Raw genomic sequence first — 11,282 nt, 5'->3', positions numbered from 1 at the left:
CGGTCCCGGCGAGTCGGGCGCGGGGCACACCACCGTCGCCGCCGTGCCCCGCCGTGCGAGGATCGGGCACCGAGGAACAGAAAACGTCGCGATCCTGGAAGAAGGCCAGCACAGTGAAGGTTGTCGTCGTCGTCGGCGGAGTGGGCGGTGCTCGGTTCCTGCTCGGCGTCAAGGCCGCTCTCGGTCTGCCCCCGGTGGGCGAGGGGGATTCGCCCCACCGCGTCACCGCGCTCGTGAACACCGGCGACGACGTGTGGATGCACGGGCTGCGCATCTGCCCCGACCTCGACACCTGCATGTACACGCTCGGCGGTGGCGTCGACCCGAAGCGAGGCTGGGGCCACGCCGAGGAGACGTGGACCGTGAAGTCCGAGCTGGAGGCCTACGGCGCCGAACCGACGTGGTTCTCGCTGGGCGACAAGGACATCGCCACCCACCTGATCCGCACCCGCATGCTGCGCGCGGGATACCCGCTGTCGGCCGTGACCGAGGCGCTGTGCGACCGCTGGCGGCCCGGGGTGGAACTGCTGCCGATGACGGACGACCGGGTGGAGACCCACGTCGTGGTGGACGACCCCGACGAGGCGGGGCAGCAGAAGGCACTGCACTTCCAGGAGTGGTGGGTGCGGTACCGGGCGAAACTGCCCGCCCACACCATCGTGCCCGTGGGCGCGGAGGAGGCCACCCCGGCGCCCGGTGTCGTGAAGGCGATCGAGGAGGCGGACGTCGTCCTGCTCGCCCCGTCGAACCCGGTGGTGTCGATCGGCACGGTGCTGTCGGTCCCGGGCGTGCGCGAGGCGCTGCGCCGCACCCAGGCGAGCGTCGTCGGGGTGTCCCCCATCATCGGTGGCAAGCCGGTGCGGGGCATGGCGGACGCGTGCCTGTCGGCCATCGGCGTCGAGACGTCGGCCGAGGCCGTCGGGGTCCACTACGGGTCGCGACAGACGTCGGAGGACGGGTTGCTCGACGGCTGGCTCGTTCACCAGGGCGAGTCGGCGGACGTCCCGGGCGTGGCCGTGCGCGCGGTGCCACTGTTGATGACGGACGTGGACGCGACGGCCGCCATGGTGCGGGCCGCTCTCGACCTGGCCGGAGTGGACAGTGAGTGAGCACGCCGCACGGCGCATCGAGATCCTGCCGGTCGACGGGCTTCCCGAGTTCCGCCCCGGCGACGACCTGACCGGCGCCATCGCCCGCCAGGCGCCGTGGCTGCGCTCCGGCGACGTCGTGGTGGTCACCAGCAAGGTGGTGTCGAAGGTCGAGGGCAGGCTGATCCGCGTGCCCGACGATCCGGAGCAGCGGGACGCCGCGCGTCGCGACCTCGTGGAGCAGGAGGCCGTGCGCGTGCTCGCCCGCATCGGTCGCACCGCCATCACGGAGAACCACCTCGGCATCGTGCAGGCGGCCTCCGGTGTGGACGCCTCCAATGTCGACTCCGGCGAGGTCGCCCTGCTGCCCCACGACCCCGACGCGTCCGCCCTCGCCCTGCGCAACGGGCTGCGGGAACGGCTGGGCGTGGAGGTCGCCGTCGTCGTCACCGACACCATGGGCCGGGCCTGGCGGGTGGGTCAGACCGACGCGGCCATCGGCTCGTCCGGCCTGCGCGTGCTGCGGTCGTACGCGGGTGAGAAGGACCGGCAGGGCAACGAACTCGCCGTCACCGAGATCGCCGTGGCCGACGAGGTGGCCGCCGCGGCCGACCTGGTGAAGGGCAAGCTCACCGCCGTCCCCGTGGCCGTCGTGCGCGGGCTGACGATCGGCGACGACCGACCGGGCGCGGCCACCGCACGCGACCTCGTGCGTCCCGCCGACGAGGACCTCTTCCGCCTCGGCACTCGCGAGGCGATCGCCCAGGGACGTCGGGAGGCCGTCCTCACCCGACGGTCGGTGCGGGAGTTCACCACCGACCCGGTCGACCCCGAGGTGCTGCGGCGGGCCGTGGGCGCCGCGCTCACCGCACCCGCCCCGCACCACACGCGCCCGGTGCGGTTCACCTGGTTGCGCACCCGCGCGCGGCGCGACGCGCTGCTCGACGCCATGCGTGAGGCGTGGCGCGCGGACCTCGAACGCGACGGGTTCACCCCGGAACAGATCGACCGCCGTGTGCGCCGCGGCGACATCCTCTACACGGCCCCCGAGGTCGTGGTGCCGTTCCTGGTGCCCGACGGCGCGCACACCTACCCCGACGACCGCCGCAACGCGTGCGAGCACACGATGTTCACCGTCGCCGGCGGCGCGGCCGTGCAGGCGCTGCTGGTGGCGCTCGCCGCCGAAGGGCTCGGCTCCTGCTGGATCGGCTCGACGATCTTCGCCGCCGACGTCGTCCGCCGCACCCTCGACCTCGGCGAGAACTGGTACCCGCTCGGCGCGGTGGCCGTCGGCCACCCGGCGACCCCGCTGGCTCCCCGACCGCCCCGCGACCTCGACGAAGGACTGATCGAATGGTGAGCGCGCTGCACGCCGACGCGACGACGACGCTGGAAACCTGGAAGCCCGCCGACGCCGCGCAGAACTCGCTGCGGCACGGCTACCTCGGGTTCCTCGCCGCACGAGAGGACGCGTGTGAACGGTCGTGCGCGGCGGGCCACCTCACCGCGTCCACCGTGCTGCTCGACGCCTCCGGCCGGCACGTCCTGCTGACCCTGCACCCGCGCGTCGGCCGGTGGTTGCAGCTCGGCGGGCACTGCGAACCAGCCGACACCTCGCTCGCGGAGGCGGCGTTGCGGGAGGCGACCGAGGAGTCCGGCATCACCGGGCTCGCCCTCGACCCCGAGCCCGTGCACCTCGACGTGCACCCCGTGACGTGCTCGCTCGGCGTGCCCACCCGGCACTTCGACGTGCGGTTCGTGGCGCGGGCCCCCGAGGGGGCGCAACCGGTGGCGAGCGACGAGTCCGACGACCTGCGGTGGTGGCCCGTGCATCAGCTCCCGCCGGGCACGGAGGACCTCACCGAGCTGATCGCCGCCGCGTTGGACCGGTGAGGCCGGTATGCGCTTCCACGTCGACCCCACGTCGAAGACTCCGCCGTACGAGCAGGTGAAGCGCGAGATCACGCGCGGGATCTCCGACGGTGACCTCGCAGTGGGCGCGAAGCTGCCCACCGTGCGGGCGCTCGCGGCCGAGCTCGGCATCGCGCCGAACACGATCGCGCGCGCGTACCGCGAGCTGGAGGCGGCGGGTGTGCTGGAGACGCGCGGTCGGGCGGGCACGTTCGTCAGCGCGTCGGGTGACGACACGCTCCGACAGGCCAGGGACGCGGCGGCCGAGTACGCCGCGCGCGTCCGCGCCCTGGGCCTCACCCCCGACGAAGCCCTTGCCGTGGTGAGAGCCGCACTGGAAGCCTGACGCCGTGTCCTCGGTCTGTGCACGCGTGTCCGCCAGCTGTGCACTCGTGTCCTCGGTCTGTGCACCCGTGTCCGCACTCCCTGAACGCACATGGGGTGACCGTGCGCCATCGGCGTGCGCTCGTCCCTCAGCCGGGCCGAACGTATCGGTAACCGTGCTCAGAAGTCGGAGACCCGTACGGCAAGTGCAGGAACCTGCTCACCGACTGGGGACACACGTGCGCAGCTGACGGACATACGTGCACCAGGCGCGGACACGCGTGCGAGAGCTGCGGACACGCGTGCGCAGTCGGCGGACACGCCCGGGCTTCGGGCTTCGGGGCCCTTTAGGGTCGGGCGGTCTCGAAGCGCAGGCGCATGCCTGGGCGGGCTTGGGCGGCCTTGTCGACGTCGGTCGAGACCACCACCGCGATCACCGGGTACCCGCCCGTCACGGGGTGGTCGGCGAGGAACAGAGTCGGCCGTCCCGTCGGCGGCACCTGCAGCGCGCCGGGGACCACGCCCTCGCTCGGCAGCTCCGACTCCCGCGCGCGCGGCAGTTCCGGCCCGTCGAGCCGCAGCCCGATGCGGTTGCTGCGCGAGGTGACCTCGTAGGGCGCGGCCAACAGCGTCGGCAACGCCGGCTCGATGAACCAGTCGGCCCGGGGACCGGGCACGACGCGGAGCGTCACCTCGTCGGCGGGCAACGGCGCCACCGGAGCGAGGTCCACGCCCGGCATCGGCAACGTCGGGACGCCGACGGCCAGCACTCGTCCGGGTTCCAGCGGCGCCGGTCCCACCCCCGACAGCACGTCGGTGGCGGCGGAGCCGAGCACGGGATCGACGGCGAGACCGCCGCGCACCGCGACGTAGCTGCGCAGCCCTCGCGCGGCGGGCCCCAGCCGCAGCAGCTCGCCCGCCCGTACCCGCAGCACCGTGTTGACCGCACCGCCTCGGCGTCCGACGGTGACCGGGCACGGTGCTCCGGTCACGGCGACGGTGAGGTCCCGTCGGGCGACGGCGGCGAACCCACCGAGGGTGACCTCGACGCCCGCCGCGCCCTCGGGGTTGCCGACGAGGCGGTTGGCCAGCCGGAACGAGGCACGGTCGGCCGCTCCGGAGGTGCCGACGCCGATGCCCGCGAGGCCGGGTCGCCCGAGGTCCTGGACGGTGGCGAGCGGTCCGGTCTCGACCACTTCCAGCCCGACGTCCGCGGTCACGAGACCTCCACGAATCGCACGCGCACGCCCGGGCGCAGGAGCGCGGGCGGCTCCCGGGTGGTGTCCCAGAGCGTCACGTCGGTGCGGCCGACGAGTTGCCAGCCGCCGGGCGAGGAGCGCGGGTACACGCCGCTGAACCCCCCGGCGAGCGCCACCGACCCCTCGGGCACCGCCGTGCGGGACTCACTGCGCCTCGGGACGTCGTGAGGCCAGGTCGGGGCGGTCAGGTATCCGAAGCCGGGCGCGAACCCGCCGAACGCCACCGACCACGACGCGTTCACGTGGGCGGCGATCACCTCGCGCGGGGTCAGGCCGAGCAGGGCGGCGACGTCGGCCAGGTCGTCGCCGTCGTACCGCACCGGGATCTCCACGACGTCACTGTCCGTGCGGGTGGACTCGACGGGCCGCGCGGTGGACACGGCGTGCTCGACGGTCGCGCGGTCGACACGGGCCGGGTCGAACCGCACGAGCAGGGTGCGCGCGGCGGGCACGAGGTCCACCACCCCGGCGGGCGCGGTGGCGCGCAGGGCCGCGTGCAGGCCGGTGACCTGGTCGAGGTCGTCGAGTTCCACGAGCAGTCCCGTGTCGCCGCAGGGCAGCAGGCGCATGTCACCACCTTCCGGTCGGTTCGGCCGACCGTACAGAATTGTTGAACAATTCTGCAAGGGGCTTGTGCCCTCTCCGCTGGTACGCTCCGTAAGCGTCGAACGGAGGTCGCATGACTGCCACGGACCCGTGGGTGGACCTGCTCGCGGGCGATCGCGCACTGCTCGACCGGACGAGCACGGCCGAACGCGTCGCCGACGTCCTCCGGCAGCGGATCATCGAGGGCGCACTGCCGCCCGGGACGCGCCTGTCGGAGGAGAACGCGGGCCGGGCCCTGTCGGTGTCGCGCAACACCCTCCGGGAGGCCTTCCGGCTCCTGGTCCACGAACGCCTGCTGGTGCACGAGTTCCACCGTGGCGTCTTCGTCCGGGTCCTCGACGCCCACGACGTCGCCGATCTGTACCGCGTGCGACGGATGTTGGAGACCAGCGCCGTCCGGCTCGCGGGCTCCGCACCTCGTGACCGGCTCGCCGCGCTCGACGCCGCCGTCTCCGCGGGGGAACGCGCACACGCCGAACAACGGTGGGTCGACGTCGGCACCGCCAACATCCACTTCCACCAGGCGATCGGCGGTCTCGCGGACAGCCCTCGCGTGGACGAGCTGATGCGGCAGTTGCTCGCCGAGCTGCGGCTGGCCTTCCACGTGATGGCGCGGCCCCGGGAGTTCCACGAGCCGTACCTGGAGTTCAACCGACAGATCACGACGCTCGTGGTCGACGGCGCGCTCGCCGAGGCGGAGCGGGCGTTGCAGGACTACTTCGACAAGGCCGAGGCCCAGCTCACCGACGCGTTCGCTCAGATGGCGCGGTAGTCGCGCACCGGGTAGCGCGGGCCGAACCGAGGCCGGGTGTGTCCGGCCGCCTCCAGGTAACGCACGGCACGCTGCCGGTGCGGCGCGTACGGGGCGAGCACCTCCGCCATGCCCTCGTCGTCCACCGGGCGGCCGAGCAGCGCGTATCCGACGACGGCGGGCACGTGGAAGTCGCCGAAGCTGACCGCGTCGGGGTCGCCCCACGCGCGCTGCGCGATCTCCGCCGCCGTCCACACCCCGATTCCCGGGACGGTGCGCAGCAACGCCCGCCCGCGCGCGCCGCGCAGTGTCGCCGCCTGCTCCAGCCGTGAGGCGACGCGGGCCGCCGCGACCAGCGTGGATCGCCGGCGCAGGTCGACGCCCGCCCGGTGCCACTGCCACTCGGTGATCGAGCGGATCGCCTCCGGGGTCGGGGGCACCCTCAGCCCGTCCGGCGCGGGACCGGGTGCAGGCCGTCCGAACCACCGACACAACTCCCGCCACGACCGGCGGGCCTCGACGCTCGTGACCTTCTGCTCCAGCACGGCGGGCACCAACGCGTCCCACACCCGCCCCGTCGAGGTCAGTCTCAGCCCCGGCAGCCTGCGGCGGGCCGCCGCGACAGCGTCGTGATGGGCGACGAACCCGGTGTCGTCGTCGGCGGCCCCGAGCAGGTCGGGCAGCCCGTCCAGCAGCACGGCCGCGCCGTCGCCCCAGGCCCGCGCCTCGACGGTGCCGTCGCCGCACACGCGGAAGACGAGCGTCGCCGGGCCGTCGGGCGTGGTGGCGGTGAGCCAGGTGCGCCCGACGTCGTCGTGACGCAGACACGGATCACCGCGGCCGCGACGCAGGGGCGCGAGCACACCCCGGACGTCGAGCGGGAACGACGGCCGCCACTGACGGGACAGCTCAGGCATCGGTCGAGAATCTGATCGCGGAGTCGGCGAGTTCGGCCTCGGGCCACACCCGGGCACCGTCCACCAGCTCGCACTCGGCGCCCACGGACGCGTGGTCGCCGACCACGACGCCGCGCAGCACCGCGCCCTTGCCCACGCGAGCACCGACACCGAGCACCGAACGCTCCACGACAGCACCCTCGGCGACCTCGGCGCCGTCGAAAAGCACCGATGCGTGCACGCGCGCTCCCGCAGCCACCGTCGCACCCCTGCCCACGGTGGAGCCGCCCGTCACCTCGGCGTCGGCCGCGATCTCCGCGCCCGCGAGCACGAGCCGCTCCCCCACCGGTCCGGGCAGGGCCTCGGACGGCGCACGCCCGGTCACGAGATCGGCCGACCCGCGCACGAACGCCTCCGGCGTGCCGACGTCGAGCCAGTACGAGTCGTCCACGAAGCCGTGGACGTGTCTGCCCCGTTCGAGCAGGCCGGGGAACGTCTCGCGCTCCACCGACACGGGGCGGCCCGCGGGGATGTCCTCGATCACCGAGCGGCGGAACACGTAGCAGCCCGCGTTGATCTGGTCGGTGGGTGGATTCGGCGTCTTCTCCAGGAACGCGGTCACCCTGCCGTCGGCGTCGGTGGGCACGGACCCGAAGCGCGACGGATCGTCGACCCGCTGCAGGTGCAGCGTGACGTCGGCGCCCACCTCCCGGTGGGTGGCGACCAGCGCACCGAGGTCGGCACCGGAGAGGATGTCGCCGTTGAACACCACCGCGTCGTCCCCTCGCAGCCGGTCGGCGACGTTGCGGATCGCGCCGCCCGTGTCGAGCGGCTCGGTCTCCACCACGTACTCGATGTCGAGACCGAAGGCGGAGCCGTCACCGAAGTGCCGCTCGAACACCTCCGCACGATACGACGTGCCGAGCACCACGTGCGTGATCCCCGCCGCGCGCACCCGCGACAACACGTGTGACAGGAAGGGGACCCCCGCCGTGGGCAGCATCGGCTTGGGCGCCGACAGCGTGAGTGGCCGTAACCGTGTTCCCTTTCCCCCGACGAGGATCACGGCATCGGCACCCGACACGGACGTCATGACGAGCAGACCCCTCCCATACCTACATCATCGACTCGGATGACGAAGCACGCCCAACCCTTCGACGGCCGGGCATCCGAGGGCCTACCCTAGAGGCCGAAGGCGGCGGCCCCGTGCAGAGAGGGCCATCGGTGAAGGTATGGGGGTGCGAGGACATGGATCCCCGCGACCGCGCGGACGCCGTGCTCGCCCGCGCACAGCAGCGCGAGGGCGTGGTGACGCCCGACAACATGACGTCACCGATGGACTCCGCGAACACGCAGAAGATCCCACGGTCCGTGGTGCGGCGCATCGACTCGGAGCCCGACCCGGACACCACGACGAAGCTGCCGTCCTCGATGATCGAGGCCAACGACGTGCGACGCTCGCACCTGTCCGAGTCGTCGCCCACCACGCCGATGCCGCAGCCGGGCTCGGCCAACCCGGACGTCACCCAGCCCGTGTCCCTGCCGTCGTCGGGGAACGCCGAGAAGGAGGCGGAGGAGCAGCCCGCCGACTCCGACAGCGGGCTGGTGCCGACCACCACGACGACGCAGGAACAGACGTCGTTGCTCTCCCGCCGTCTGGAAGGGCTGTGACGCGCCGACCCGGTGGGCCGGTCAGCCGCGCCGGGTCTCGATCCTGAGCCGGAGCGTCAGCCCGAGTTTCACGGCCGCGAGCACGGGCTTCCACAGCAGTCCGCGGTGCCGATCGGCGAGGTAGCGGTAGGCGCTCTCGTGGTGCGCCGTGAGCATCCGCTCCGACGCCTTCGCGGTGGAGACGCCCCCGATGTGCATGACGCTCGCCGACGGCGCGTAGACGTTGAGCCACCCGGCCCGCCCGAGTCGATCACCGAGGTCGACGTCCTCGAAGTACATGAAGTAGCGCGTGTCGAACCCCGCGACGGAGTCGAACGCCTCCCGGCGCAGCAGCAGACACGACCCCGACAGCCACCCGGCGGTGCGCTCAGTGGGGGCCTCCTTCTCCTGCCGGTACGCGCGGGTCCACGGGTTGCCGGGCCAGACCTTGCCGAACACCGCGTGCCCGATTCCCCTGCCCAGCGACGGCAGCAACCGCGCCGACGGGTACACCGAGCCGTCGGGCTCGCGGATCAGCGGCCCGAACGCGCCGCCACGCGGCCAGCGCGTCGCGACCGTCAGCAGCTCGTCCAGCGAGCCGGGGTCCCACTCCAGGTCCGGGTTGGCGACGACGACCCAGCCGACCTCGTTGCCGAGGGTGGCGACACCGGCGTTCGCGCCACCGCCGTAGCCGAGGTTGCCGCCGGTGGGGACGAAGTGGACGTTGTCCCGCTCCGCGGCGGCCCGCTCGGGAGCCCCGTCGACCGACCCGTTGTCGGCGAGCACCACCGTGACCTCACGCTCGGTGGCCTTCTCCAGCGTGTCGAGGAAGCGGTCGAGGGTCTTGCCCGGCGAGTAGGTCACTGTCACCACGGCGACCGCGTCGCCGTACGTCTTCGGCTCCGTCACGCCGCCATTGTGCACCGCCCGTGGCCGGGCGAACGTCGCCGGTCGACCCGGGCGCGGGCGGGTGTGTCAGGCGCTCTCGTCGCGAGCCGGATAGGGAGCGGGCGCGTTCTCGCGCAGCCCGAGCCGGAGGTGCTCGATGTGGTAGACGGCCTCGTCGAGCAGCATCGCGACGTGGCTGTCGTAGAGGCTGTAGACGATCCTGCGGCCCTGCCGCGTGCCGGTCACCAGGCCGAGGTTGCGCAGAAGTCGGAGCTGGTGGGACACGGCGGAGGTCTCCATGCCGATGTCGTCGGCGAGGTCGGTCACCGCGCGGGGGCCTTCACGCAGCCGGGTGAGGATGAGCAGACGACTCGGTGTGGCCAGTGCCTGCAACGTGGCGGCCACCACCTGAGCGTCCTGCGCGTTCAGGTGCGCAGGAGGGGCGTGTCCCGGTGGCTGGTGGCCCATGACGAGATGGTAGCCGCCACGACAGTTGAACAGTTCTTCAATCGTTCGATACCGTACGGATCGTGATCTTCCGCCGGTCCCCGCGGTCGTTGTGGACCAACGCCGACTACCGACGGCTCTACGCCGCACAGGTGGTGGCCCTCTTCGGCACGGGACTGACCACCGTGGCGCTCGGGTTGCTCGCCTACGACCTCGCGGGCCCCCGCGCGGGAGCCGTCCTCGGCACCGCACTGGCGATCAAGATGGTCACGTACGTGACGATCGCGCCGCTCGCGGGAGCACTCGCCGACCGGGTGCCGCGCCGCCGCCTGCTCGTGACGTTGGACCTGGTGCGCGCGACCGTGGTGGTCGCGTTGCCGTTCGTCACCGAGGTCTGGCAGGTGTACGTGCTGATCGCCGTGTTGCAGTCGGCGTCGGCCGCCTTCACCCCGACGTTCCAGGCCGTGCTGCCGGACGTGCTGCCCGACGAGCGCGACTACACCCGGGCGCTGTCGTTGTCGCAGCTCGCGTCGAGCCTGGAGACGCTGCTCAGCCCGGCCCTGGCCGCCGCACTGCTGAGCGTGCTCAGCTTCCACTGGCTGTTCACCGGGACGACGGTGGGTTTCCTCGCCTCGGCGGCGCTCGTGCTGCGCGCCACCGTCCCCCGCGCTCGCCCGAGTGAGCGGAGCGGGCTGTGGGACCGGGTCGCGGCGGGGACGCGGATCTTCCTCATCACACCCCGCCTGCGCGGGGTTCTCGCCCTCGACCTGGCGGTGGCCGGTGTCGGCGCACTGGTCATGGTCACCACCGTGAACTACGTGCGCGACGTCCTCGGCCGGGGCGACGCCGACGTCGCACTCCTCACGGGCGCGCACGGCGCGGGCGCGCTCGTGGTGGCGCTCGTGCTGCCGTCCGTGTTGCGACGCGTCACCGAGCGCCCGGTCATGCTGCTCGGCGCCGGAACGCTCTGCACGGGAGGACTCACCGCCGTCGCCCTGGCGCGAGCCGAGGCGGGCGCCGCGAGCTGGCCGATCGCGCTGGCGGTCTGGGCCGTGCTCGGCGCGGGCTCGGGACTCGTGCTCACGCCCGTCGGCCGGGTGCTGCGCCGCTCCGCCCACGACGCCGACCGGCCCGCCGTCTTCGCCGCCCAGTTCTCGCTGTCGCACGCCTGCTGGCTGGTGAGCTACCCGGTGGCGGGCTGGGTGGTCACCGCCGACGGCTTCTCGTCGGGCTGGCTGGTCTGCACCGCGCTCACCGTGCTCGGCACCGTGGCCGCGCTACGCCTGTGGCCGCGCCACGATCCGCACCTCGTCCCGCACGTCCACCACGACCTGCCGAGCGACCACGAACACCTCGCCGACGCCGAGCCGACCGCCGACGGCGGTTGGCGGCACACCCACGCCTTCACCATCGACCAGCGGCATCGTCGCTGGCCTCGGTTGCAGGACAGCTCGCGCTGAGC

At 73.1% G+C, this 11,282-nt stretch carries 13 protein-coding genes; 7 read left to right on the top strand and 6 right to left on the bottom strand.

The genetic code is table 11. The features are described from left to right. Positions 1-113: 113 nt before the first annotated feature. From cofD to JAV51_RS15010, 4 genes are read left to right on the top strand one after another with little or no spacing between them, the layout of a single operon-like run. Positions 114-1,109: a 2-phospho-L-lactate transferase gene (gene cofD / locus JAV51_RS15025; RefSeq protein WP_197321353.1), complete on the top strand. Its 996-nt coding sequence runs from the start codon at positions 114-116 to the stop codon at positions 1,107-1,109. Next, positions 1,102-2,448 carry a coenzyme F420-0:L-glutamate ligase gene (locus JAV51_RS15020; protein ID WP_197321352.1) on the top strand — a complete coding sequence of 449 codons (1,347 nt, stop codon included), beginning with the start codon at positions 1,102-1,104 and terminating at the stop codon, positions 2,446-2,448. The genes cofD and JAV51_RS15020 overlap by 8 nt, the downstream gene beginning before the upstream one ends. Further along, entirely contained in the window at positions 2,442-2,981 is a 540-nt protein-coding gene (locus JAV51_RS15015) for an NUDIX hydrolase (RefSeq protein WP_197321351.1), read from the top strand. The genes JAV51_RS15020 and JAV51_RS15015 overlap by 7 nt, the downstream gene beginning before the upstream one ends. Before the next feature lie 7 nt (positions 2,982-2,988). Continuing rightward, complete coding sequence (locus JAV51_RS15010; RefSeq protein WP_197321350.1) at positions 2,989-3,345, top strand: GntR family transcriptional regulator; 357 nt, start codon at positions 2,989-2,991, stop codon at positions 3,343-3,345. Positions 3,346-3,670: 325 nt separating this feature from the next. On the opposite strand, the gene JAV51_RS15005 is transcribed toward JAV51_RS15010, so the two are convergent. Both JAV51_RS15005 and JAV51_RS15000 read right to left on the bottom strand, forming a co-directional pair. Continuing rightward, positions 3,671-4,543: a biotin-dependent carboxyltransferase family protein gene (locus JAV51_RS15005; protein WP_197321349.1), complete on the bottom strand. Its 873-nt coding sequence runs from the start codon at positions 4,541-4,543 to the stop codon at positions 3,671-3,673. Next, positions 4,540-5,151 carry an allophanate hydrolase subunit 1 gene (locus JAV51_RS15000; protein ID WP_197321348.1) on the bottom strand — a complete coding sequence of 204 codons (612 nt, stop codon included), beginning with the start codon at positions 5,149-5,151 and terminating at the stop codon, positions 4,540-4,542. Before JAV51_RS15000 ends, JAV51_RS15005 begins: the two co-directional genes overlap by 4 nt. A 110-nt stretch (positions 5,152-5,261) precedes the next feature. On the opposite strand from JAV51_RS15000, the gene JAV51_RS14995 reads away from it, so the two are divergent. After that, on the top strand, positions 5,262-5,960 hold the full coding sequence (locus tag JAV51_RS14995) for a GntR family transcriptional regulator (RefSeq protein ID WP_197321347.1): 699 nt from the start codon (positions 5,262-5,264) through the stop codon (positions 5,958-5,960). Here the strand turns inward: JAV51_RS14995 and JAV51_RS14990 are convergent. Next, entirely contained in the window at positions 5,945-6,856 is a 912-nt protein-coding gene (locus JAV51_RS14990) for a DNA-3-methyladenine glycosylase (RefSeq protein WP_197321346.1), read from the bottom strand. The two genes, JAV51_RS14995 and JAV51_RS14990, sit on opposite strands and share 16 nt — an antisense overlap. Next, complete coding sequence (locus JAV51_RS14985) at positions 6,849-7,928, bottom strand: sugar phosphate nucleotidyltransferase (protein WP_197321345.1); 1,080 nt, start codon at positions 7,926-7,928, stop codon at positions 6,849-6,851. The genes JAV51_RS14990 and JAV51_RS14985 overlap by 8 nt, the downstream gene beginning before the upstream one ends. Positions 7,929-8,083: 155 nt before the next feature. Here JAV51_RS14985 and JAV51_RS14980 point away from each other — a divergent pair, with 155 nt between their 5' ends. Then, positions 8,084-8,506, top strand: a complete 423-nt coding sequence (locus tag JAV51_RS14980) for a hypothetical protein (RefSeq protein ID WP_197321344.1) — start codon at positions 8,084-8,086, stop codon at positions 8,504-8,506. Positions 8,507-8,527: 21 nt separating this feature from the next. Here the strand turns inward: JAV51_RS14980 and JAV51_RS14975 are convergent, their stop codons facing one another. Both JAV51_RS14975 and JAV51_RS14970 read right to left on the bottom strand, forming a co-directional pair. Further along, positions 8,528-9,394 (bottom strand): glycosyltransferase family 2 protein, encoded by an 867-nt coding sequence (locus JAV51_RS14975; RefSeq protein ID WP_197321343.1) that lies wholly within the window; start codon positions 9,392-9,394, stop codon positions 8,528-8,530. A 66-nt stretch (positions 9,395-9,460) separates the two neighbouring features. Further along, entirely contained in the window at positions 9,461-9,841 is a 381-nt protein-coding gene (locus tag JAV51_RS14970) for a metalloregulator ArsR/SmtB family transcription factor (protein ID WP_197321342.1), read from the bottom strand. Between the two features lie 62 nt (positions 9,842-9,903). On the opposite strand from JAV51_RS14970, the gene JAV51_RS14965 reads away from it, so the two are divergent. Next, positions 9,904-11,280 carry an MFS transporter gene (locus JAV51_RS14965; protein ID WP_374059051.1) on the top strand — a complete coding sequence of 459 codons (1,377 nt, stop codon included), beginning with the start codon at positions 9,904-9,906 and terminating at the stop codon, positions 11,278-11,280. Positions 11,281-11,282: the final 2 nt, after the last annotated feature.

Source organism: Saccharomonospora sp. NB11 (genome assembly GCF_015910535.1).
Lineage (GTDB): Bacteria > Actinomycetota > Actinomycetes > Mycobacteriales > Pseudonocardiaceae > Saccharomonospora.
Note: the sequence above shows the minus strand (reverse complement) of the source record. Positions and strands in the feature narration are given on the sequence as shown.